The sequence below is a fragment of the Cupriavidus sp. IDO genome (assembly GCF_000812465.1).
Classification (GTDB): Bacteria; Pseudomonadota; Gammaproteobacteria; order Burkholderiales; family Burkholderiaceae; genus Cupriavidus.
Genome location: NZ_JWMA01000033.1, coordinates 105389 through 128382, shown reverse-complemented (window position 1 = coordinate 128382; position 22994 = coordinate 105389). Strand labels below are relative to the sequence as shown.

Annotated in this window: 25 protein-coding genes and 1 tRNA gene; 5 read left to right on the top strand and 21 right to left on the bottom strand. The window is 63.7% G+C overall.

Features of this window, described 5'->3' with window-relative positions:
* Positions 1-185: 185 nt before the first annotated feature.
* Positions 186-536: a DUF2958 domain-containing protein gene (locus tag RM96_RS11015; protein ID WP_039010460.1), complete on the bottom strand. Its 351-nt coding sequence runs from the start codon at positions 534-536 to the stop codon at positions 186-188.
* A gap of 379 nt (positions 537-915) precedes the next feature.
* On the opposite strand from RM96_RS11015, the gene RM96_RS11010 reads away from it, so the two are divergent.
* On the top strand, positions 916-1326 hold the full coding sequence (locus tag RM96_RS11010; protein ID WP_039010434.1) for a hypothetical protein: 411 nt from the start codon (positions 916-918) through the stop codon (positions 1324-1326).
* On the opposite strand, the gene RM96_RS40690 is transcribed toward RM96_RS11010, so the two are convergent.
* Positions 1323-1616: a DUF2958 domain-containing protein gene (locus tag RM96_RS40690; protein ID WP_082016508.1), complete on the bottom strand. Its 294-nt coding sequence runs from the start codon at positions 1614-1616 to the stop codon at positions 1323-1325. The genes RM96_RS11010 and RM96_RS40690 overlap by 4 nt on opposite strands.
* A 191-nt stretch (positions 1617-1807) precedes the next feature.
* On the opposite strand from RM96_RS40690, the gene RM96_RS37020 reads away from it, so the two are divergent.
* Both RM96_RS37020 and RM96_RS11000 read left to right on the top strand, forming a co-directional pair.
* Positions 1808-2110, top strand: coding sequence for a helix-turn-helix domain-containing protein (locus RM96_RS37020; protein WP_082016507.1), 303 nt, complete (start codon positions 1808-1810; stop codon positions 2108-2110).
* Positions 2111-2297: 187 nt separating this feature from the next.
* Positions 2298-2372 (top strand) — tRNA-Gly (locus tag RM96_RS11000).
* A 198-nt stretch (positions 2373-2570) separates the two neighbouring features.
* On the opposite strand, the gene mobH is transcribed toward RM96_RS11000, so the two are convergent.
* Positions 2571-4478 carry a MobH family relaxase gene (gene mobH, locus RM96_RS10995; RefSeq protein ID WP_052279452.1) on the bottom strand — a complete coding sequence of 636 codons (1908 nt, stop codon included), beginning with the start codon at positions 4476-4478 and terminating at the stop codon, positions 2571-2573.
* Positions 4479-4830: 352 nt separating this feature from the next.
* Between mobH and RM96_RS37015 the strand changes: the two genes are divergently transcribed.
* Positions 4831-5202 carry a DUF3742 family protein gene (locus RM96_RS37015; protein ID WP_082016506.1) on the top strand — a complete coding sequence of 124 codons (372 nt, stop codon included), beginning with the start codon at positions 4831-4833 and terminating at the stop codon, positions 5200-5202.
* Positions 5203-5207: 5 nt separating this feature from the next.
* Here RM96_RS37015 and RM96_RS10980 read toward each other — a convergent pair whose 3' ends face one another.
* The 16 genes from RM96_RS10980 to RM96_RS10905 form a co-directional block, all read right to left on the bottom strand.
* Entirely contained in the window at positions 5208-6725 is a 1518-nt protein-coding gene (locus tag RM96_RS10980) for a conjugal transfer protein TraG N-terminal domain-containing protein (protein ID WP_039010427.1), read from the bottom strand.
* 15 nt (positions 6726-6740) lie between these two features.
* Positions 6741-7094, bottom strand: coding sequence for a hypothetical protein (locus RM96_RS10975; protein WP_039010426.1), 354 nt, complete (start codon positions 7092-7094; stop codon positions 6741-6743).
* Complete coding sequence (locus RM96_RS10970; protein WP_052279455.1) at positions 7091-8473, bottom strand: integrating conjugative element protein; 1383 nt, start codon at positions 8471-8473, stop codon at positions 7091-7093. Before RM96_RS10970 ends, RM96_RS10975 begins: the two co-directional genes overlap by 4 nt.
* A 30-nt stretch (positions 8474-8503) precedes the next feature.
* Positions 8504-9454, bottom strand: coding sequence for a TIGR03756 family integrating conjugative element protein (locus tag RM96_RS10965; RefSeq protein ID WP_039010422.1), 951 nt, complete (start codon positions 9452-9454; stop codon positions 8504-8506).
* On the bottom strand, positions 9451-9891 hold the full coding sequence (locus RM96_RS10960; protein WP_039010421.1) for a TIGR03757 family integrating conjugative element protein: 441 nt from the start codon (positions 9889-9891) through the stop codon (positions 9451-9453). Before RM96_RS10960 ends, RM96_RS10965 begins: the two co-directional genes overlap by 4 nt.
* Before the next feature lie 192 nt (positions 9892-10083).
* On the bottom strand, positions 10084-10575 hold the full coding sequence (locus RM96_RS10955) for a JAB domain-containing protein (protein ID WP_039010420.1): 492 nt from the start codon (positions 10573-10575) through the stop codon (positions 10084-10086).
* Between the two features lie 193 nt (positions 10576-10768).
* Positions 10769-11530 (bottom strand): DsbA family protein, encoded by a 762-nt coding sequence (locus RM96_RS10950; protein ID WP_039010455.1) that lies wholly within the window; start codon positions 11528-11530, stop codon positions 10769-10771.
* 10 nt (positions 11531-11540) lie between these two features.
* The gene (locus RM96_RS10945; protein ID WP_039010419.1) at positions 11541-14435 is read right to left on the bottom strand and encodes a conjugative transfer ATPase; all 2895 of its coding nucleotides are present in this window, start codon (positions 14433-14435) and stop codon (positions 11541-11543) included.
* Positions 14435-14869, bottom strand: coding sequence for a TIGR03751 family conjugal transfer lipoprotein (locus RM96_RS10940; protein WP_039010453.1), 435 nt, complete (start codon positions 14867-14869; stop codon positions 14435-14437). The genes RM96_RS10945 and RM96_RS10940 overlap by 1 nt, the downstream gene beginning before the upstream one ends.
* Positions 14850-16331, bottom strand: coding sequence for a TIGR03752 family integrating conjugative element protein (locus RM96_RS10935; RefSeq protein ID WP_039010418.1), 1482 nt, complete (start codon positions 16329-16331; stop codon positions 14850-14852). Before RM96_RS10935 ends, RM96_RS10940 begins: the two co-directional genes overlap by 20 nt.
* Positions 16321-17241 (bottom strand): TIGR03749 family integrating conjugative element protein, encoded by a 921-nt coding sequence (locus RM96_RS10930; protein WP_039010416.1) that lies wholly within the window; start codon positions 17239-17241, stop codon positions 16321-16323. Before RM96_RS10930 ends, RM96_RS10935 begins: the two co-directional genes overlap by 11 nt.
* Positions 17238-17927 (bottom strand): PFL_4703 family integrating conjugative element protein, encoded by a 690-nt coding sequence (locus tag RM96_RS10925; RefSeq protein WP_039010415.1) that lies wholly within the window; start codon positions 17925-17927, stop codon positions 17238-17240. Before RM96_RS10925 ends, RM96_RS10930 begins: the two co-directional genes overlap by 4 nt.
* Positions 17924-18373: a TIGR03750 family conjugal transfer protein gene (locus tag RM96_RS10920; RefSeq protein ID WP_039010413.1), complete on the bottom strand. Its 450-nt coding sequence runs from the start codon at positions 18371-18373 to the stop codon at positions 17924-17926. Before RM96_RS10920 ends, RM96_RS10925 begins: the two co-directional genes overlap by 4 nt.
* 12 nt (positions 18374-18385) lie before the next feature.
* Positions 18386-18748 carry a TIGR03745 family integrating conjugative element membrane protein gene (locus RM96_RS10915; RefSeq protein WP_039010411.1) on the bottom strand — a complete coding sequence of 121 codons (363 nt, stop codon included), beginning with the start codon at positions 18746-18748 and terminating at the stop codon, positions 18386-18388.
* Between the two features lie 21 nt (positions 18749-18769).
* Positions 18770-19009, bottom strand: coding sequence for a TIGR03758 family integrating conjugative element protein (locus RM96_RS10910; RefSeq protein ID WP_039010409.1), 240 nt, complete (start codon positions 19007-19009; stop codon positions 18770-18772).
* The gene (locus tag RM96_RS10905) at positions 19006-19374 is read right to left on the bottom strand and encodes an integrative conjugative element protein, RAQPRD family (RefSeq protein ID WP_039010406.1); all 369 of its coding nucleotides are present in this window, start codon (positions 19372-19374) and stop codon (positions 19006-19008) included. The genes RM96_RS10910 and RM96_RS10905 overlap by 4 nt, the downstream gene beginning before the upstream one ends.
* 175 nt (positions 19375-19549) lie before the next feature.
* Here RM96_RS10905 and RM96_RS10900 point away from each other — a divergent pair, with 175 nt between their 5' ends.
* On the top strand, positions 19550-20044 hold the full coding sequence (locus tag RM96_RS10900) for a hypothetical protein (RefSeq protein ID WP_152624090.1): 495 nt from the start codon (positions 19550-19552) through the stop codon (positions 20042-20044).
* Positions 20045-20065: 21 nt separating this feature from the next.
* Here the strand turns inward: RM96_RS10900 and RM96_RS10895 are convergent, their stop codons facing one another.
* Both RM96_RS10895 and traD read right to left on the bottom strand, forming a co-directional pair.
* A complete protein-coding gene (locus tag RM96_RS10895) occupies positions 20066-20815 on the bottom strand; it encodes a TIGR03747 family integrating conjugative element membrane protein (protein ID WP_039010404.1) in 750 nt (249 codons plus the stop codon).
* On the bottom strand, positions 20812-22983 hold the full coding sequence (traD, locus tag RM96_RS10890; protein WP_039010402.1) for a type IV conjugative transfer system coupling protein TraD: 2172 nt from the start codon (positions 22981-22983) through the stop codon (positions 20812-20814). The genes RM96_RS10895 and traD overlap by 4 nt, the downstream gene beginning before the upstream one ends.
* Positions 22984-22994 lie beyond the last annotated feature (11 nt).

Here is a 22994-nt window from a genome sequence, read left to right as displayed (position 1 = left end):
TGCCGATCAGGCATCGTCCGGTGCGCCACGCCCGCATGGAAGCGGTCGGTTGCTGCGCGGACATCAAGTTGTGCACACCGTCTTTCCATGCTGGTTACTTCGTGCGGAACCGACGCCCCTGCATCAACCAATGAGGCGCAGCAGAGGGCTGCCTGGCCGGCTACCGGAGTGGCCGGCGGGTTCGGTCAGTCGGGGATCGAACCGTCAAGCTGCGCCAGCTGCGCATACGCCGATAGTGATCGCGTAGGCCGGAAGTACAAGTCGCGAAGAACCGGTCTTTTGAGCGGTCCAACGATGGATGCGAGGTCAGACAGCCTTACGTGGCCCAATTCGGGCATGCCGATACCCACGTCGCACAGCCCATAGGCGGTGTCACCATCGGCCGGGTCGAGCGCGGCCAACAGCCATGTCGCATGCGCGTCGGGCGTGAATAGCCGCACCACGGGTAGTGGGTCACTAACCTTTCCGTTTGCATATGCTTGGCCGTTTGCGAGCAGTTGCGCGCGTTGTTCTGAGGTGATGAGGTGTTGGATCATGGTCATTGCCTCCTGGAAGGTTCACTGCAAGTCGGAGCTAGACAATATTGGGCGCACTCCCAAAGCGCAGGCCGCCCAAATTCCAACCCGGTCAGCCGCGGGCCGGAGTTAAGGGTTCGCGGCGTACCCAAACGTTCAGCACTTTTTCGCCGCAGCGTGAACCGCGGCGGCCGCGGATAAACGTTGCCTGAGCCACAATGGCACCCGCAGCCCAATAGCGTAGTCCTATGAAGTGCCCACACTGGGGGTGGAGTGGGCCACCGCACACAGATAAGGATTTCTAGAGTCTTATCCTGAGCCAGCTAATTATAAACTATATACGATATTTTTAGCCTATACGGTTGATCGCAAGAACGGCACGTCCACACAGAATGGCGAAATGCCCACCGATGCCGACAAGCAAGCCTTTTCTAACCGCCTGCGATTGGCGCTACGCCGCGCCGAGCAGGAGGTTTCCGGTCCCACCGAACTCGCGTTACAGTTCAATCTTCGCTACAGATCGGGGACGCCTGTCACGGCACAGACCACGCACAAGTGGTTGTCAGGAAGGGCGATTCCGACCTCAGACAAGATCGCAGTTTTGGCCGAATGGCTTCAGGTGACCGAGCATTGGTTGCACCATGGGCCGCCGCCCCCAGTCACCAAAGGTCGAGAACCGCGAAAGGCCGAGAAGGTGGGCCCCGAGCTGCTAGCATTGGCCCACAAGATTCAGACCTTGACGCCTCACAGACGATATCTCATCGAGGAATTGGTAGAGCAGTTGCGCCAAGAGGCCCAATTCGGCGGCTAGCACAGGGTCCCGCCCGCAGCATTTGTCATTCGTGCGGAGAGCCATGGTTCGCTCTCATTAGAGCGCCGCTCCTTTGAAAGGTGTGATTTCAGCCGGCGCTCAGACCAGCGAGGAAGACGCTCGCCCATGACCTGCTGTCGCAGGTCTGCTAAAACCTTGAGGCAGGCATGCACGTCCGGCGCGAAAAGCCATACCACGGGTAGCGGGTCGCCAGCGTGGCGGGCTGCGTATGTCTGGCCGTTTGCGAGCAGTTGCACGCGTTGTTCCACGGTGATGAGGGATGGGCTCATGGTCAAAGCCTCCATTACGTTTCACTCCACGGAGAAGCGAGGCGCTGCTGGGCACGGCATTGCCGCAGCCGCATCAAGTAATGCCCCGCACCTCCCGGAAATCCCTAAGAATTTGAATACTACCAAATTGGTAGCATTTGCACCAGCACAACGCCGGACGATTCCTGTCTTCACACGTCTAGAAGGCAGAGATGTCAGTACTCGCGAAACGACTTAAGGAGGCGCGACAGCGTGCCGGGTTATCGCAAGAAAAGCTCGGGATTGAATCTGGGCTGGACCCAATGTCTGCCAGCACGCGAATGAATCGGTACGAACTCGGGAAAAGAACGCCGGATTTGCAGCTCGTCGAAAGGATAGCGGCCGTGCTGAAAGTGCCTACGTGCTACTTCTACGCATCAGCAGACGACGAAGCCGAGTTGCTTCTCGTATTTCATAGGCTTTCAAAGAAGCATCGAGCCGCTGTGATCGCGTTTGCAAGCGAAAATGCGCCTTAATTTGGGCAGCGGCCGCGACGCGCGCGGGCCCATGATCCTCCGCTCCTGAAAGGTGGGCTCTAAAGACCGAGCGCTGCTCTCGCGCGTCGAGCTCACCACGGCTTGTGACAGTGGATGCACTTTCCCACCTAGCGTCCGCGCCATCTGCTTGCACGAACCGCGAAAACCCGCATAGAATGCACAGTTCGCGGGCGTCGTATAATGGCTATTACCTTAGCTTCCCAAGCTAAAGACGTGGGTTCGATTCCCATCGCCCGCTCCAAAATGCATTTGAGCACCTGATTCCGGCAAGGACCTTGGCCGCTACTAGGCCAACGGCACGCAAGGCTACTGCAAGATCGTAGCCCGTACGGCCGCCAACCCGGAATCAATATCGACAGCCCGGCGGCATCTACGTCGTCGCACCTGCACTCGCCACACACGGCAACAAAGTCAAACGGAACGCCGGCAAAGATTGGCGTTAAGTTGCCCGATCGCAGCCCTCCTTCAGTCCCATGGGTAGTGCCCTCTGCGCATGCGTTGCCGTCTGAGCTGAGGCCGGACGCGGTAACTCCGACCCAGAACCGGTGGACAGCGACAGGTAGGGGTTGTTTGGCGGGGCATCGGAGAACAGGACTTGCGGGTCTTCCAACAGGTAGCCATGAACTCTCCGCGACTTCCGCGGCCCCTTCACTGTGCAAGTCCAGATGTTCAGGCCGGCCTGCTGCTTGCGGTGCAGTTGCAGCTTCTCGAACCGTTTCTGCACCCATTGCCAATCTGCCACTTGGTCTTGCTTGGCAAGGATAGCAGTCTTGGGATGTTCCTGGGCATAGCGCTGGAACACACCGGGACTGACCAGATAGACGGTATCGGCGACCGTATGCACCAATGCCCTGGCGTCATTGATGATAAGCGTGCGTGCTTCGATGTGCCGGCGCAGCCAAGTAACAAAATGCTCGCCTGACGGCGTTTCCTCCTGCCCCGAAGTCAACGCGGGCGCCTGCGACACCGAGCCGGTTGGCGCCCGCGCCTCTCCCGACTCGATAGCCGGGTCGTCCAGCACTGGGGGACGGAATGCGATGGCTGATGAGGAAGCGGCCGACGACGCGCCGGGAGGGACAAGCAGATCCGCCAAGGCTTCGACGCTATCGCCCGTTGGCTGGCCGGCGGACGAAGGCCCAGATGCGGACGAACTCGCAGCGATTGGCAGGGATGCGAGAATCGTTGCCTCTCCCTCTTCCTGCACCACCGTCACCGTACCGGTGAACGATGGGGGCCGCTCATCTCCTTCCCAGATCAGCGAGGGTGCGAGGCGCAGAAGCGTGAAGGTATGGGACCAACCGACATCGCTTGTCACGGTACCTTTCCAAATCGCCTTGCCGTCCGGAGTGGGTAAGGCGATGCCGTGATCCTGCAGCACGTTGAACACGGCCGTGTTGCTGGAGGGAATGCCGTCGATGCCCTGCGACAGCAGGTGTGCGCGCAGCCTGTCGGAAACGGTCTTGCTCACTAACCAGAGCGCATCCTGAGTCAACCAGCCATCGGAAGCCTGAGGCTGGTTCAACTTGAACTCCTCCTTGAGCAGGTAACGCAGGCCCTCCAGCAGCTTGCGCTGCAACGCGTTGCGGGGCACAGCTAGCGCCTTGCTCGGATCACCGCCGAGCTCTTGGGCGACCGAGGCCCGATCGGCCTGAATCACCAGCTCGCCTAGCATGCCGGAGTGCTCGTTCTGACCCGCCAGGACATAAAGCAAGGCGGACCACAAGTTAGCATACCCACTCAGCCAGTCGAGAATGTCCGTATCGAGCAGGCGAGCGTACAGCAGCCCCGTTGCTGCGCCGTGAAGCCGGTACTCGCGATTCTTGGGGTAACGGAAGCGGTATGGCAGTCGAAGTGGGCCATGCCAGGGATGCCAGACAGTGCCGTCGCCATACTCGACCTGCAGATCCACAGCGACCTTGCCGACATCGTGCAGCAGTGCCGCGTAGGCCGTGCCCGCGGTCCAGGCTTCCGCTTGGGCAGCTTGAGCTTCCGGCGTCGAGCCAGCCGGAAGGAGATGGGCTTGTCGCAACTTCAGCGCGTAGGCGACGGTTTCCAGTCCGTGATCCAACATGCCGCCGGGGTAGGCATGGTGGTGGCTTTCCGAGGCCGGAAACTGTTGAACCAGTTCGGCGTAGCGTTCCAACGGCGCGAGGTACAACGCGGCGAACTGGTTGCGGGAGACGGAAGTGCGCTGCCAAATGTGCTCCAGCAACTTCTGTCGGCGCGGTGTTGCCAGCAGGGATGCAGCCGATTCCGGCCTAGTCAGGCCTTTAGGAAGCTCCATCATGACTGAGGAGGGAATGCCGGTGTCCGGCGGCATTTTTTTGCGCAAGAACAACGAGAGCATGGCGAATCCGAATGACGGGCAAACTTTGGATCCTTGGATATAGTGTCAACAGTCCTTCTCAGGCCACAGCCAATGCGGGCTTCGCCCAAGTCGGATTGACCGTCGGCTCCTGCGAGACCCCGCTCACCAGGCTAGGGCTTGTCACGTTGTTGGCGCCGAAGGTCGACTACCTAATAACCGGCGACAAGGGGCTGCCGGCCGCCAGTACCCCATCCTCCCGCCTGCGGAATTTTGGGCACGCCACGCAGTCTGATTGGATGTTGCAGGGAAATCAGCCTCTCGGTTGAAAAGCCGTGCAGGATTCAAGAACGAGTATCGAGGGACACGGCAGGACGAGCATGAGGTAGCCACAATGAAACACGTTGCACAAACCACTTTCGCGGAGGGTGTGGGCCGGACCTTGGGCCGGCTGTGGCAGAGTTGTGTGCGGCTGGACCGGAGGGCAACGAATTGGCTGGTGGCGCGAGGATGGGGGCCTGGCGTTGCGAAGGCTTTGCTGATGGTGCTCAAGCTCACCGCGCTCGGCGCGTTGCTCTACACCACATTATGGCTAGCGTTGCTGCTTGCATTCGCTCTGGCCGGCGCCTTGATCGTTCGGAATGATAATGGAAGCTATGACGAGGAACACAAGGCAGAATGGAAGCACGGTCCTGCCGGGTATGGCCTGTATTCTTATGATGGTCATCGAATCGATCCTCACGATCCCGAAGACGAACAAGACTAAGCAGGTCACTTAACAGTCTTCATGGCGATGCCGGAGCCTTTCCCTCCTGCAGCCTGAGCCTCCTTAGATCCCACACCCAATGACTGAAGCGCGGCGCCAGCCCGCACGCCTACCCACCCGAGTGCGGCCACCCAGAATGTCGGCAAGATGACGAACATCGTCGCCATGACGAAGTTCAGCAGCATGTCGCCGAAGGCATTGTTCAGGCCGATCAAGGGATCGAAGTTCGAGTGCGGCCGGTTCGCACCTAACCCCGAGCCATAGAGCGCGTCAAGGATCGTGCTATCCAGCCAGCGCGCAAGTTGGAACCAGAAATCCACGAAGAACAGCGCGAACTGGACGCAGCTCACAGCGACCACGGTCTTCAGCTCGTAGGTGCCGAACAGCAGCACCAGCGGGATGCAGATGACGAGTGCCATCTTGAGCAGCGACAGCACCATCGGCAGCGCCTGGCGCACCACGTCCATGGCAGGGAAGAAAGCAGGCGAGCCGGCGGCCAGGCCGAGATCGCCGGTGCCGCGCGCCACAATGTTGGGCAGCGTCTTTTCAATCTGACCGCCGTAGTCCGTATAGACGGCCCCCTGGTTCATCTTCTGCTGCCGGGGCGAGACGACGGCGCGGACCACCGAGTCGTTGACCTCATTCTGCGAGAGAAAGCCCGCCCATCGCCCGATACGAGAGAGCAGATCGGGATCGATCTGGGCCAGCAGGCGTGCGCGCAGCCCTCTGCTGCCATCGGACCACCATTGTCGGCAGGTCGGATAGCCGCCGCCACTGTCCACCTGGGCCAGCCCCGCATCGCGGGCCGCGTCGTAAGGCCAAGCCGTGCGCGGCGTGCTCGAATGATAGGTGTCGTAGAAGCCGGCGGTGTTGAGGAAGTAGCCCGAACCGATCCAGGTGACGTCGTTCATCTGTTCGTCGGAGAGCGTCGGCCGGCTCATGAACAGCTTGGCGCGCGAAGCGCCATAGCAGTCACGCACGAAATCGCCGACTTCCTGGGCCAGCACCGGGTTATCGATGCGCGTGGCGTCAACATCCATGCGCATCTGCCGCAGGTCAGTTCCACAAGGAATCGCCGCCACCGCCGCGCCCGTGACGGCCTTCGAGATGGCGTGCATGAAGAACCACCACACCGGCACCAGTGCGCTCTGGTTGTTGAGCGTCGTATAGGCGCTGGACCAACCCGTATCGGCCGGCTGGGGGACATTGACTTGGCACTGCCCGGAACGGCTCGTGTCGAATTTGATCGTGCTGAGGTCCACCGGAATGAAGGGGATGCCGGCGAACAGGACCACTATGATCGCAACCCACACGCGGTTCTCGATGCGCATCGAGGACAACACGCCCTTGTTGCCCTCGTCCGCGCCTTCTGTCCTCGCGCGCAGCCACTCGTGGATCACGATGGCAACGAACGGCAGCGCGAACAGGCCGCTGATCACAAGGATGTTCCAGATGCCGTTGTTGACCACCCACCCCACGAGGGTCAGGTAATACTCCAGGTAGTCGGTCGTGTAGAGGGTCATGAGGTCATCTCAGCTTCAGGCATGGCGCAGAAGTTGGCTGCCTTCGAGCAGCACGATGGTGATCACGGCCGCGATCTCGACTCGCAAGAGGCGTTGATGCGCTTGGCCCGACGGCTCACGGCGCCGCAAGCGCCCGCGCATCCAGCACCAGCCATAAGCTGTCGCAGCGTAGAGAAGCAGCCGCCAGACGAAGAAATGAGTCGCGTGAGCACGGAGCCAGCTTTCCCAACTGTCGACGCTGCCCACGATATGGATGCCGGCCACACTCACAACCACGGAGGAGCCAATTACGACCAGTAGCCACAACAACGCCATGCACATGGGACGGCTGAGCAGCCAGACCCGCCGCAGCCACCTTCGGGCGGTCATGGTGTTCTCCGCGGCTTCTGCAACTCCTTAAGCCGATCACGCGTGGTGTCGCCCTCGAAGATGCCGCGCGATCCGCCGGCGCGGGTGTCGTGGCGCTGCACGATCGCCAAGGCGGAGTTCGCGGCCAGCGTGCGCCGCAACTCCAGCTCGGTCTTGAGGTTGTTGATCTCTTGCTCCAGCGTGCCGTTCTCCCGGTCGACCTCCTTCAGCGCCAACTCATTGGCTGCGACGTTCGGCTCCTTCTTGCCGGTCAGCAGCGTGCGCTGCAGCAGCAAGGCCTTCTCCAGCACACTTGACAGCGCTGCCTCGGAAGCCAGCCGCTTGCCCAGCAAATCCTGATCGGGCTCGTCTCGCAGGGCTTCGATCACACCGCGGGTGATCGGCAGCGAATTGCTGCCGGCCGCCTCGAGGTTCGCTACTGTCGTCGGCTTCACACCCGTCACCAGCTCCTGCAGTGCCTGCAGTTTGGCGTCGTACTCTTCCTGAATCACGGGCGTGAGGCCGACGCCCGCTGTGGTCTGCGTCTTGGCGCAGTTGTCGCAGGTGCGCTGCTCGCGCTCACCCAGCACACGGGTGGCGAAGTTGATAGCAGCTTGTGGCGAGGACCACGTGAGGCACGTCAGCCTATTGCCGCAGGACGCAGGCGGAATCGATGACGTCTCCATGACGTTGCGCCCGTTGAGCAAATTGTAGCCCGCACGCGTTACGTCGCTCACCACCTTGATTGGACTCTGGCTAGAGCCGCCCGCATTGCGGCCGCCTACCCATGGCACGCCGTTGTTGCCCTTGTTCGATTCGGCCCGTGCGATGGCCGATACCGCATCGGCGCTGCCAGCCGCATCACGCAGTGCCATGCCCTCGGCGAGCTGGTCCCAGCCCGCTTGGCCGCCGGCCAAATCCGCCATCCGGTTGGCGATGGTCCGGCAGGTCATCTTGGAGCGGTCGAAATCCAGGCGCGCCTGCAGCACGCCGTTGGCCAGCAGGTTGTAGAGCGCCGGATCCGCGCGCTGGATGATCAGCGCCGGCAGCGACGCCACGGCGCTGGTAGCGTTCTGGATCACTGAGGACATGATGGACTGGAAGCCATTAGTGGCGCCGTTCAGCTGATTCTGCAGCGTCGTCGTTAGACTCATGTCCCCGCAGATAAGGTTGCTGTTCCAGCCGACCCCGACGCCGATGCTTTTCATGTTCCCAGCCCCGCTCATGGACACGGCCCGGCCACCGCCCACACTGTAGAGCACGTCATCGCCAATGACGCTGCCGCTCGCGCTTGCGCCATTGCGGTCGATACGGGTCTGCGCCCACGTGACGCCTGCTGCTGCCGTGACGGCGCAAGCGAGCGCGATAATCAATGCGTAGGACGTGGCACGCCCTGTCATACAGGAATAGGACACCTTCATCGCGAAACCTCATGCTAAATCAACGCTACCAAGGAAGACCTGTCCCCGACGCTGGCAACAGGCATAGGGCCGCCACAGCGCCCAGGCATAGTCGCCCTGCTTGGCCTGCACGCGCGGGCTGCTGTGCGGAAAAACGGCACAGGAGTTCGAGAGCGTCGGGCTCAGCTCTTGCCACGTTCCGGTGGAAGCGTTGCCTTCCATCAGTGCACCAGCCGGCCAGTAACCATCCCGGGTATTGGCCAGCAGCGGTTGATAGACGTGGGGCTGGGCGCGCCGCGTCACGATGTCGCCCGCGCGCTGCGCAACCACGGCCGCGCTCTTGTAGTCATCGGCCTGATGCAAGAAACCGCCGCGCGGAAAGACATTGCCCCACAGATTCCCCGTCACGCGGCTACCGATCTCTCGCATACCCGAGGTCAGCGCCTCCGGATACACCATCTCGGGCACGTTGTAGCGCCAGGCCGCCGTGTCGAGCGTGCTCAGAAAGTACGGCATGAAAGCCGTACCCGCGCCCTGACAGGTGTAACCAAAGGCCCTGGCGAACTCGCTGAATACCGAACCCGCGGGGTGTCCAATCACGTCGGTGTTCTTGAACTTCGCCACGTTGTAATCGTTGCCATGGTTCACGGTGCCGTCGCCACCGGCTTCGGCGGTGTGATTCGGCATGCTTATCGCGCGCACTTCCGTCCATGGGTTCTCGCCGGTATTCGAATAGCTCGATACCACCGCATCCGGCACGTAATGACGTACTTTCAACGACGTACGCACACTGCACCCCGACCACGAGCAATACAGCCAGTAGCAGATGCCGACGACGCGGTACTCCAGACAGCCGGGCGACGCAGAAGAGGCCACGATGGTGGCCGTGGTCAAAGCGAATGCCGACGCGGCACCGCTCAGGAGCGCTAAAGCCATAGCCAGCCGAAACCGGCGAGAGAGTGGCAAGAGCAGGCGATTCATGGCTGTTCCCTCCGATGGCTTTCAATGCGCGCCACGGCGCGCGCAACGTCCGGGTCGCCATAGACCACATAGCGGCCGTCGACCACTACGGCGGGCACCTTGGTGATGCCCAGGGCCCGAGCATCGGCGAGCCCTTGGTAGGCCTGGCCTATTCGGCGCTGAAGTTTGCCCTCGCGTAGGCGCTTGCGCACAAGGTCGGCGGCGAGGATCGCATCTGCGGGCAGGCCCACAGACAGCTCGGCCTCGATCCGCGAGGGAAGGTCCAGTTCGATGACCCGCTCACCGCCCATGGCTCGTACTGGATGGCGGCTGTCGGTGATGACAAGCACATCGGCGGCGAAGGCGGGCGTGCAGAATGTAATCAGCATGGTTGGCAGTACAGCAGCGATGCAGGGGGCCGGCCACCCCGGCAAGAACTTGAGTAGAAGGGCTGACATGCACGGGATCCTTGGAAGCTGATCAGAGCCATAGTCAAGCGCTGAAGGCGGCATCGCCTCGACAAACAAGACGCACTGCGCGCATTCCGTTTGTTGGCTCCGCACGAAACGCCTTGCATTGGCGACAAGAAAAGCGGGAGCCGAAGCTCCCACAGGGTGGAATATGCGCGTCCGGAACGTCGCCGTGACCGGTTACAGCAGCCCCGATTCGGCGAACGAGTACGGTGTGCCCTTGCCGATAATGACGTGCTCCAGCAGACGAACCTCCACCAGCGCCAAGGCGACGTTGAGTTGGTCCGTGAGCACTCGATCGGCCATCGACGGCTCGGATATCCCGGACGGATGTTGATGCGCAAGGATGAGCGCCGAGGCGTCGAGGGCCAAGGCGCGCTGAACAACCACTCGCGGATACACCGCGACCTCGCTACGCGAGCCCTTGAACAGCGGCTCGTAGGCGAGTACCTGGTGCTGACCGTCGAGGAACACCGCTGCAAACACCTCGTTGGGCTCCGCAACCAGTTTGAGACGCAGGAAGTCGCGCACGGCCGCGAGGCCGTTCAGAACCGGACCGGACTTGAAAACACGCTTTTCCAGCAAGGAGATGGCCTGCTGGATGATCCAATCCTCGTGCTGGGCGGCAAGCAGAGCGAGCGACTGCGGGGTGGAATCAGACACGAAAGACATTGCAAACCTCCAATGGTTAAATTCGGAGGCGTATGCCCCGGGAGGGCAAACCCTCCAAGGGATGACGGCATGAGGCATCGGACAAACAGGCATCCACCACCGCGGTGGCGATGGCTGTTCGCGCCAGGGATGCGATGCGAACGGGGTTTCGATCAACGCGGTCGCGCCGCGCCGTAGCCTTGAAGATCGAGGGCTACCTGGGCATGTCGCCGACGATTGCGGCGGGCATATCTGTAGAACTGTACGGCTCGGCATCGGCACCGCCAGCGGCCAGCAAATCGAGCGCCGAAAGCAAGGCATCGCCCTCGACTGGCCCGTGCAGCAGCAGCGTCTTACCCGTCTCACGGTCCAGCAGAAGCAGGGCCGGCGTCGCCGTGACACCGCTCTTGGCCGCCTCTTCGCCTTGGGCGCGAATGAATGCATTGGGCCGCTCGGACGCCAAGCACTGCTGTGCGGCTGGCGACAGGTCTGGATAGCGCAGCTCCTCGGGCAGGCCCTGGCCATTGCCGCGGGTATGGGTATAGACCCATTCGACCGCCTGCCAAAACGCAGCATCGCCGCCGGCAGCACCGACGCATTCGACGAGGCGGGCTTCGGCGGATGCGGCCGGCTCGTGCATCGCGAGCGGCAGATGGTGCCATTGCAGCGCTACGTCTGGGTGTTCATCGATCCAGCGCTTAAGGACCGGGAAGTAGGTCCGGCAGAACGGGCATTCCAGGTCGGCATATTCAATCACGGTGAAGCGCGCATCAGAACGGCCGCGGCGCCAGGGCGGTCCGGGTACTGCCGTAGACCGAGCCCCAGTCTTCGCCTCGGCATGAGACTCGAACTGAACAGTGGCTGGCGCCATGGCCTGCGGACGCAGTACCAGCCAGGCGCCTACGCCTATCAGCGTGGCGGCCACCAGCAGTACGGCAAGAAGGGTCCGGGATTGGTTAGCGCCGGAACGTTGCATCATGCGGTCCTTACGGCGTCAATCCATCGAGTGGAAGCGATGCGATGCCGCGGGCGCAGTCGATCCTCTCAGCGATCTTCAATGCAGCATCCAGTTCGCCAATGCCGTACTGCTGCATCAACTGGAAGCGCTCGGCTTTCTCCTCAGGTTCCGTCTGAGCCAGCGCCAGGTAGAGGCTGGGTGGGACAGCACGAAACAACACTTCCATCGATTTGGAGAGAATCACGCCCTCACTGAACTTGCCAGCCTCCTTGCGCGCCGATAGCATCAGCGCCTTCTGTGCCGGATTCAGCTCACGGAAGCGTGCGATTTTCTCTACCTCGTCCGGCGGCATCGAAAGGCAGATCCACCACTCGATCATATTGAGCATCGGTTCGGCCGCCTTGGGCAGGTCATCGATGTTCTGGGTCGCGAGCCAGTACCAGGCACCGAGCTTGCGCCACATCTTGGTGATCTTGACTACGTAAGGGGCGAGCAGCGGGTTCTTGGTGATAATGTGCCCCTCATCGGTCACGTTGATGAGCGGCCGCCCGAGAAACTGGTCGCGCTCGGCGATGTTGTTCACCGTATTGATGAGACTGATGTAGGCGATGGAGAGCTGGGCGTTGTAGCCCTCGCGCGCGAAGGTGGCCAGATCGACGATGGTGATATCGGCTTCGGGCCAGGGCGTGCCGGACCGGTCGAACATCTCGCCATCCACGCCCTGGCAGAACATGTCCATCGCGTCGGCCATCTCCAGCAGCCGGGCGCGGCGGACCTCGGGCAGAGTCATATCGTGAGTGCGCCCGCGCAGTGCATCGCGAACGTCGCGCGTGAGTACCGCTCGCTTGTCAGCCACACAACGCTGGGCCGCGTCGAGGATGCACTGGCGAATGAGGCTGCGATCGGCGCGCGTCATTCGGGCCTCTTCTTTGTCCTCGCCGCCGGTGATCATCAGTCGCGCCGTGATCTCCAGTTCGCCAAGCACGTCCCGCTGCTCATCAGCGTCCGTGACCGGCGTTGCCTCGTCGTCGCCGCGCTCATCCAGGTCATCGACATCCAGCGTTCGCACTTCACCAGGCGTATCTACCAGCCGCCAGGCGTCGGCGAAAGGAGCCAAGCTCACGCTGGCGCCGGGAGCAAGCTTGACACGGTGGACCGACAGGCCCAGGCGCGACGCAAAGTCGCCGAAAAGGCCGAAGCTGTTGCCCGCCTCGACGATGAACAGGCGCGGCCGGTAGATCGCCGTGACCTGGTTCAGGATATTGTTGAGCGTGGCGCTCTTGCCCGAGCCGGTGGGGCCGAACAAGAACAGATGCGCGTTCATCTGCCGGTCCAGCCGGTTGAGCGGATCGAAGGTGATCGGCCCGCCGCCACGGTTGAAGAACGTGATGCCCGGATGCCCCGTGCCCTGGCTGCGGCCCCAAACCGGCGCCAAGTTCGCGGCGTGCTGCACGAACATGAGCTGGGTGTACCACTGCCGCTTGTCCAGGGCCGGGTCGAAGACGCAGGGCAACCAGCGCAGGTAGCTGTTGAGCGGCGCCACCTCGTCTTCCTCGCGCACCGGCTGCAGCCCGGCGTTGAGCATGACGTTGACCAGTTGCAGGCCGCGGGCGTCGAGCTGCTGCAGGTCGCGTCCGCGCAGGTAGAAGGCCAACCCGCCGCGGTAGAGCTTGTGCGCGCTGCCGATCAGGCTGCGCGCCTGCTGCACGTCCTGGCGAGTCTGCTCCGAAGCTAGTGTCTCGCCCACCGACTTCTTGCTCAGGTGGTTCAGATGGGCCTCTAGCACGTCCTGGGGCGTGGCGACCAGAGTGAGGCACATCACCGTGTCCTCCGGCATCTGGTCGAACAGTGCATTGACCGCATCGCCGCCCTTGCGGGTCTCGCCGGTGATATGTCCCGTCGCCGGGGGCGCGCGCAGCCGGTCCATCACAATGACCCGATGCGGCATGCCATCGAAGAGCCAGGCACCGTTGACCACGTCCGAGTGCGGCTGCCCGAAGAACAGGCGCTGGGCAAAGTCGCAGCTAGCCAGCTCGATCTCGCCTGTCTCCGTCTCCTCGGGGTAGCGGGTCAGCGCGTAGAAGCGCTCACGATCTTCGGAACTAGGCCCCAGCAGCGTCGGATGCGGGTTGAACCAGCGCAGCAGCCAGTCGTGGATGTCGGCCGCATCCATGCGGCGGGCCTTCACGCCCGCATTGGCAAGGCCGCCCACAAGTCGGTCGCAGATCGTGGACAGGGACTGCTCGGGCGATTGGCCGCGCCGGGAGACCCGTGTCGTGGGTGCGCGCCGGTAGACCACCATGCGCACGCGCCGGACCTGGCCACGCCACGGCAGACCCGTCACCATGGTGTCCTCAAAGAGGCCACCGGGCTTGGCGATCGCGCGCAGGTGGTGCGCAAAGAAGCGCAGGTAGAACTCACTGAAGGCACTGCCCTGAGCGCGCGGCCGCACGTAGCAGGCCAGCCTGCGCAGGTAGCCATCCCAGGTCGCCTCGTCCTGGGCGTAGAGCTGTACCACCCAGGGGTTCTCGTCGAGTTCATCGAACGAGTCCTGCAGCACGTTCTCCAACGCATCGCGCACTTGCCACAGCCAAGCCATCTCGCGCCCCTCGGTGCCAACCGGCGCGAGCTCGAAGAAGGCGGCGACGGATTGCCCGTCTTCCAGAAGCATACTCTTCGACTCGGGCAGGTATTCGACCCAAGGCAGCAAGTCCGCGAAGGACGGGGCCACGTCGCAGAGCGCCTGGACGTCCGCCTCGGTGGCTGGCTTGTGGCGGTGGCCGTCCAGTATGCTGCCGGGCTCGGCAATGCCATGCGCGGCCAGCGACGACACATGCCGGGTCCAGGCGTCGTCGGCCGGCGCGTCGGCGGCGGTTGGCGTCTCGGCCTGGCGCGCCCGAAAGATGGGAACGGACCGGATCATCAGTAGACCTCCAGGCGTTCGCCCGGCATCGCGTACGGCACCCGCTGGTAGAGCGCGAACACCGTGGTGTAGCCGGGCACCGGCACCGGATCGCTGCCCGCCAGATGCGGGAAGACATACATCACGAGGTCCGGGTTCGGCAGTCGGTGGAACTGGCGATAGATCTCGTTGGCGGCGGTGCGGGTGTAGGCCGCATTGGTGACGGGCATGCCCTGTACGTCGGCTTCGGTCAGCGGCCGGCGCAAGCCCTGGCGCGCATCGAGCAGTTGATGGGCGGGCTGGCCGCCGCCCGCACTGCCGCCGGCCTCCTGGCTCCAGACATCGCGCATGGTGTGATCGCCCTGCGGCAGCAGCTTGTCCTTGCTGGTGGCACACCCTCCCAGCACCGTGGCTGCGATCAGGATTGCGCCTGCTTCAGTCAAGATCCGACGCATGAGTGCCTCCGAGACGGTGATTGACCTGGCGCCCGTTGGCGTCGTAGTCGATGTTGAGGGGCTGCTCCAGGTGGACGGCGACCTTTGCACCGGGCTGCACGTAGATGGCGGCGAACGCCTGCCCGTAGAGCTTGTTGACCCAATCGGCCATGTCGCGCACGCCACCGGCCAGGATGCGGCCCATGGCCTCGTTGCCGGAGATGCCCACCGTACCGAGCGAGCCGTTGGTGTTGGAGACGACTGCCACGCTGCCGTTGTCGGACTTGATGAGCGTGGCCACGCCGGCACCGGCGGCGGTAATCAACGCCTGCGAACCGAGGTACTGCTGCGCGTTGCTGCGCCGCTCGCCGGAGACGCAGGGAATGCCATAGGGATCGCTGATCCAGCCCAAGTTGCCCAATGTGGCGCTGCCGTCCGTGCCGTTGCTGCTGGCCTGGCCACCGTTGGCGTCCGGGCTGCGCGCGCTCTTCTCCGGCACGGTGCGGATGGTCCCGTCCTGGAAAACGAAGGTCACGCTGCGGACCTGGCCGCGCACGCACGAGAGCGTCCAGTCGCCCGAGGCGGTGCCGCTGACCACGGCGCCAGCCACCTCGGGGATGTCGATGCCGTTGGCGGTGAGGTTGTCCGGACCGATCAGCACCTTGAAGGGATACGGGTCGTTCACCGTGCCGTCGATCGGCACACGTCCGATCAGCGCCGTCATCGCAATCGACCCCACCAGTGTCGAGTTGGACGGCACGGTGTAGATCGGCTTGGCCGAAGCCCCCGCGACCCGGCTGCCTGCATCGGCGACGGTGCTCCCAACGCTGTCGGCCGTACCCGTCAGGGTCTTCTGCGCGGGTCCAAAGCTGGTGGGGAAGTTCGGGCCGCTGCCCGCACCGCCATTCTTGGAGGGCTTGGCGTCGTCTGGCTCCACCCAGCGCGTGCCGCCGCTGCTGCCAGCACCGCTGCCCTGGCCGCCGCCGAAATTCTTACCATCGGCCTCTTCCAGGCCCAGCCCGATGGGTAGGTCGGACGGCGCGCCCTTGCCGGAAAGCCCGTCGAGGCGCCGCTGCAGGTCTTGCAACAGGCCCTGCGTCTGCTGGCGATCGTTGGCGATCTGATCGCGGTCCTGCTGCTGGCGGCCGCGCTCGCCATCCAATGCGGCCTGGATGCGTTGGTCGATCGCGCTCTCGCGGGCACGCAAGCGCTCGTTCTCGGCCTTCTGGTTCTTGTTGTCGTTGAGCGCGGCTTGTAGTTCGTTGCGCAACTGCTTGACCTGGGCGACCAGCGTGGCAACGGTGTCGCGCGGCGTGTCGCCCTCGATACCCAAGGCCTTCATCTCTTCACGCGTGAGCGGGTTGGCAGCACCGGGCTGGCCGGGCTTGACGCCGCGATCACCCGAGAAGAGCTTGATACCGACGAAGACCACCAGTAGCACCATCGGGATCAGCAACCACTTGAGGAGGGGGTTACTTTTCATTAGGGGCACCTCCTCCTTCGGCCTGGCCGGCCGCGGCTGCCGCCGGCAGGTTCACGGCGGCGTCGATGGGTGCCACCTTCGGCAGCAGCGACTCGGCCAGGCCATGGCCACGGGTAACCAAGTAGACCACGGTGGTGTCGGTCGACTGGCCGGCAGGCCCCAGGGTCGTATGCTGGAAGGTGGCCGCGACGAGATCACCCTGCAGTGCGCGCGGGTCGAGCACCAGGTGCCGTGCCGAGGTGTTGGTGAGCTTTACAGCCGTCGCCCACTGGTCTTCGAGCCGCCACGCAGCCAGCGCCTGCGCGCGCACCGGGAGTGCGGGCAGCAAGGTATCCAGTTTGAGATGCCGGTGCAGGTTCACGCGGGCGATGCCGGTCACTGGCTCCACGGTCCGCAGCGGTGCATAAAGGTTCTGTGCCGCATAGCGTGTCAGCACCACGGGCACCGGGGTCGCGCGCCGCGCGGCCGCGCTGGCCGTGTCGCGACGCTCGCCCGCGCTCGCGCTGGTACCGGCTGAGTCGTCAGCGCGGGACGGCGCCCCATCGCCCTCGACGATGCGCACGGGCTCCAGCGCCGGCTGGCCCGCCTTGGCCGGCTCGGCAGCAATGTCGAGCAGGATCAGCACCCCGGAGTCCACATCCTGCAGTTGCAGCCGCGAGGGCGGAATCGGCTCGCTTGCGCGCAGATAGATCGCGCCGCCGGCGCTCTGCATGCGCAGGTGCGATGCGATGTTCTCCGGCAGGCCGACGCGCACGTTACGATCGATGAAGATCACGCGCTCCTGGCCGACCACGAGCGGCACGGCCAGGGGCAAGCGCTCCCAGCGCAGAATCTCCAAGGCGTGGCCGGTCGAGACGAGCCCCACGCCGAGCAGGAGGCCAGCCAGGGCCCGCAGGACAAGGCGCTTCATAGGGCCCCTCCTTGCAGAGGGGTGGCAGCGGCAGGCTGCCTGGCCGATGCAGTTGCCGGCGCCGGTTCAATGCGCTGCGGCGCGCTCGCATAGCAGTCCAGGGCCAGGCCGAAGGGGTTGTGCTCCGGGTCGACATCCATGCGCACGACCTTCAAGGCGTAGCGCACCAGTGCGCGCTTGACCTGCTCGGCGCCCAGGTACTCGTCGGCGCTCACCTCGAGCGTGACGATCCAATCGTTCGCCGACACGACTTGCACGCGCGACGCGGGATCGTCGCCGTAGCCCCGGCCGGGAATCTCGTAGATGCCGCGCACGCGCTGGCGCAGTTCGCCGTTGTTTCGCCGCCATTCGTAGTCTTGTTGCAGGAAGGACCGGCAGCTCGGCGTGAAGTAAGCGGACAGCGTCTTGAGGTTGCGCGGGTAGTCCTCCTCGCCATTGGCCGGCCAGCGCTGGGCCTGCTGCCAGATGTAGAAGGTAAAGGTGTAGACGCTTTCCGGGGGCACGTCCCACCACTTGCGGGTGCTACCCGAACGCAGGTCCGGAGGCACGTGGATGGTCAGGGTCTTCGGCGCGCTCCACCAGCCGAACCCCAGCAGCAGCGCCACGGCAAGAAGCGCGGCTGCACCCAGGCGCAAGGTTTTGACATGCGCCTGCAGGTGCATGACTTCGTTCTTGAACCGGCTCATGCGGCACCTCGACGGATGGACGTAGTAGGCCGCTGACGCCGCGTGATCCACCGGCCAGAGCGAGTGATGAGCTGCCGCCCCCCTACGTAGGCTGCGAACGAGGGGTAGCGCTGCGCGAGCCGCCACTGGAGCTGGCGGTACAGCCAGGCCTCGGGCCGACCGCGCTTCTGTCGACGCAGCAAGCCGCCACCCGTGAAGACGCCGATCCAGATGGCGACGACGATCAGTGTCGGGACCATGGCGATACTGTGTGTCAGCCAAGCCAGCAGCAAGCCGGCCAGGAAGCCGGCCACGGCCGACAAGCCGGCGCAGACCCACAGCTCGTCGGCGGTCAATCCGCGTACCACCACGGGATGGCGGTTCAAGCGATGCGGCAGGAAGGTTACGAGCCCATCCCCCTGCCCATCATGTGGAGCCTGCCTCGGGATCTGCAAATAGCTGGCCATCGGTGCCGGCCTTCAGAGCACACCGGTGGCCTTGGTCAGCAGCCAGATGCCGACGACCAGCAGCATGGCGCCCACCGCCACCGTGAGGCCGAACTGGCCCCAGGTAGCGCGGCCGGTGTGGATCTCGGCGTAACGCGTATAAGCGTGGTAGCAGACCCCGATGAACATCGACGCAACCACGAGCAGCGCGATGAGCAGCACGATATCGTAGCCGTAGTTCTGCAGCGTTTGCAGGACGCCTTTGCCCGTGCCGCGCGAAGGGTCTTCCATGGTCGGCAGGCCTGCAAACGAGGCCCGCGGCGTGACCGTGATGCCCAGCGGAACGAGCACGGCGGCAATGCGTGCGGCGCGATGGGAAGTCGAACAGGTATTCATGGCGATTCAATCCTTTCGTGGTCAGGACAGGAGGAAGAAGCTCAGCACCAGGTACATCGCGACGAAGCGTATGACCACGCCGAGGAACTGGCGCAGGGCTATTCGGTTCTCGGCCCAACCGACATAGGCGGTACGCATTGCCCAAACGCCCCACAGCAGCAGGACGGCGAAGACGAAGCCGAGGACAACGGCGGAGACGGACGCGGGCGTGAAACCGCCGTTGGCCAGGAAGGCGGCAACCTGATCGGCCGAAGGCGTCATGGCGATGACTTCTGCTGTGCATCGCGGTGCAGGTAGTCGCCCATCAGGGGGACGGGATCGCGAGGCTGCGCTCGCTGCGGGGCAAGGTAGTCCTGCACGCCAGCGCGGACGCGCTTGAGGTCCGCACGCAGCCGGGCGTAATCGAAGTGGTAGCGAGCACGTTCATTCAGCGCGGTGTTGGCAGCTTGCTCTGCCAGGCGGTCAGCCATGTCGATCTGGCGTGCCAGAGCGGAGAGCTGCTCACGCTCCAGAGCGCCATCGGAGCCAATGGCCACACGCACGTCCGAAAACGAGAGGGCCAGCGCCAGGGGCAGCATGATCGTTGCGCGCGGCCCGGTACCAGTGCGTCGGCAGGTCTGTTTCATCGTGCCACTCTCCGGAGAAGTGAATGGCGTCAATGCTGCGGCCCATCCCGGTCAGGCGCAGTAGAGAAAGAGAACCTCTGCGCGACCCGATTGATGGCGCCATGCCCCGCCAGCCGCCCCATTTAGGGTGCTCATCGGAAGGCCGTTCCTCTTCTTAGAGCTCCCTTGGAAGCAGTTGTTACTCGTCGACCCACAACTGCTGGACATGCCAAATGACAAGATCGGCCTGAAGCTGATGGACGAGCGCCTGCCCAAGCGCGTGCCTAAGCGCAGGCACAGCAAGCCCGGCAGCGCCTTGGGAGCGCTGCAATGCCCGTTGTCACACCAACCCGACAGCAGGTCCAGTTGTGCATTGGTACAGCGGGCCTGCCGGTCAATTCACGCGTCTATTTCCGGCAAGGCCGACCTCGAAAGCTGCGTCTTTGCCGACGACGAGGCCCGGCAGGCCACGCTGGTGCGATTCAACATCTCGTCCGACGTGCAACTGACTGCAGCAAGCTGTTGCTCAAGGGATCGGAAAGCGGACGTGGCAGTGCTGCTGAACACGGAAAGCATGAGCGCACAGAAACGTCGCCATGCCCTCGGTCTCGATAAAGCTGGAGTTGTGCGGCGCCAGCGCATCGTCGGGTCGAGGCACACGTTGATGATTGGTGGCAAGGCGAACCTGTAGACGTCCACCGCCTAGCGCCTGCTAGAGGTACTTTTTGAACGTCGCTGCAGCGATGCACACTGCTACGCCAAACATAGCTGCGCTGGGCACCAGAATCAGCAGCGGATGGACGCTCACCGGCAGTGCCAGGTAAGTGACCCAGGGCAGGATGGCCAGCGGCATCAGGCTGGCCTTCGCTCGGTGGTAGACGAATCCCGACTCTCGGCCGGCTCCGAAGCTGCGCACGTCGCGCCGAACCAAGCCATCGACCAGCCCGACGAAGGCGGCCATCACGAACAACGGCAAGGTCAGCGTCAGCACCAGCAGCCGCACGAGAAACACGAGAGCGGTGTAGGCGGAGGCGATCAAGTAGCTCTCAACATGCACATAGACCACGCCAAGGTAGTGGCGCAAGTCATAGGCCTGGCTGCGGACACCGGCGCTGGCCTGTGTGCCGGCATCGCGTATCCAGTCCAGCAGCCCGCTTTTCACGAAAAGCCAGTCGTAGGCCAGCTCGACAAGATGCCGCGCGGTTCGGCCTGGTTCCTGCACCAGGACGCTGTGCGTAAAGCTCTCCGATACCTGGGCCAACTCGTGGTTAAGCATGCCCTGGGCGTGACGCCAGCCCTCCTGCGGCCAGAAGAATTGCACACCGATGCACTCGACCACGATGCACAAAAGCAGTGAGCCGCACAGCACGCCAAAAATGCGGAACGGCAAGGTGATGACGCTCGCGACCAGCCCCTGTTGGTAGACCTGCTGGCGCTGCGCTGCGACGACCGGATCGCTCATGTTACGACGTCTTCGCCACCAGCCTCATTGGCCGCGGCAGTCTGCTGAGCGTTCGCTTGCAGATCGTCTGGAAGCGCTTGTTTCTGAGAGACAGGGACGCCTTGACTCGCCCACCAGTCACCGGCCTCGACATAGTGCTGCCGCATGTAGGCGGCGAGTTCCTGGAGATCCTTTGGCATGGCCTCATCGGGGTCGGGGGCGGGGAGCGGCATGCGGATCTTCCATAGATTTCCGCCTTCGATCAGCGCGAAGCATTGCCCCTTGGGCAACGCGACCACGTGCGCGGGCTCGATCAACGGCACGCTGGTGCTGCTGATGCGATCATGGGTATTGGAGGTAAAGGCGGTGTTGCCGCGCGGGTCCGAGCTGTCGGTCGCGCCGCTCGTCACCGTGGAGGCATACACCTCCACCTTCGGCAGTTGCCGCGTCAGCAGTTCGGCCGTCGCGGTCTCGCGCACGCGCAGCATGAACAGGTTATTGAAGTTGCCGACGACCTGCCCGGCCTTGGCGCGGTTGCCGATGCGCGCCTCGATGTCAGAGAGCGTCTGCGTGTAGGCCGTCACTTGAACCCCGGCGCCGCCGCCCTTGTTGATCATTGGTATGAACTCGTCGCCCATCAGTTCGTTGAACTCGTCGGCGTGGACGTTGATGGGCACCTTCACGCCGCTCGATGCGCCCGGCAGACCTTCATCGATACCGAACTTGTAGATGTGGCCAGCCACGGATACCAGGTCGCTGAACATCGAGTTGCCCACGGCAGCCGCGACCTCCGCATCCGACAGCGCGTCCAGGCCGACGTAGACCACTGCGCGCTTGCGGATGATTTGCATCCAATCGAAGATGGGACGCAGGTCGTTCAGGTCCGAGTAGTTCGGCGCGAGCAGTTGCGCGATCTTTCCAGTGGTCAGCTTCCCCAACAGCGGCAGCAGGCTCGCGACGATCTTGTCGAAATAGGTGCGGTCGTAGCGCACGGCACTGCGAAGGCCATCGAGCACGGCGTCGTAGATGTGCACCTGCGAGAGATACTGCTCCAGCGCCACGACCCGCTTCTCGCGGCCGATCATGTTGCGCGGAATGTTTCTGTCGTTCAGCCTCGCCTCGAGCTGGACGATGACCTCCCAGGCTTTCGGCTCGCTCTTGGTGAAAAAGTGTTGAGCGTACTCGATAAACAACGCGTCGATGTTGATGACGTGGCGCTGGATCAGCAGGTAGTCAGGACGCTGGCCCAATTCGACCAATGCACGCGCGATGATGTTGACAAAGCGCCAGGCGAACTCGCGAAACGCTGCGCTGTTGCCCTCGGCCGAAAGCTGGCCGGCAATGCGCGTGGCAACCTCCGATATCCGGTCGAAACGGCCCACGGCGTTGTAGCGTGCCGAGATGTCCGGCCAGCCCAGGTGGAAGGCGTAGAACTCCCCTTCTCTGCCGGCGCGCCTGGCCTCCACGTACATGCGCTTGAGCAGGTCGGCGTCCCCCTTTGGGTCGAAGACGATCACCGCCTCGTGCTGGCCGCCCACCTTGCGGCGGATGTCCTGGGTGATGAACAACTCGGCCAGGCGCGTCTTGCCCACGCGCGTGGTGCCCAGCACCAGCGTGTGGCCGACCCGCTCGCCCAACGGCAAGGTAACGTCGACCTCGTCTGGCTCGATGCCGTGCAGACGTGGCAGGCCGCCGACCGGCGGCAGCGGCCGCGCCGGATTGAGTGGACTGTCCCAGGCCAGAGCTTTCGCCAGCCCGGCAACAGGTAACGGCGCGAACTCAAGCCGCTGCTCAATCCGCCGTGCCGCTCGGTAGATCGCTGTCGGCTCCACGTAGCGGCGGAACTCCGGCCGGTAGGTCTGCATCAGCCGGTGCGTGTGGCGCTGATCCCAGCGAAAGCCCCGGCCGACAAATAGCCGCTGTTGGCTGACGGGCACGTCGCGGCTGCTCATCACGTAGCGCGGTAGCCGGCGGATGCTGCGTCGGTAGCGGAGGATGGCCCAGGCGTCCCTCAGCCGGATGGCGCCGAAGGCGAGGAACAGCAGCGCGCTGCCCGGCCCCAGCAAGGGGCTCAGCGCGAGCGACCACGGTGCCACCAGGCACAGCAATGCGGCTCCCGCACAAACCCCGACGGTGTATAGCTCCACCGCTGGCCGCAGCAAAACCTCGATGGTCCGGGACTTGGCCATGGTCGGCGCTT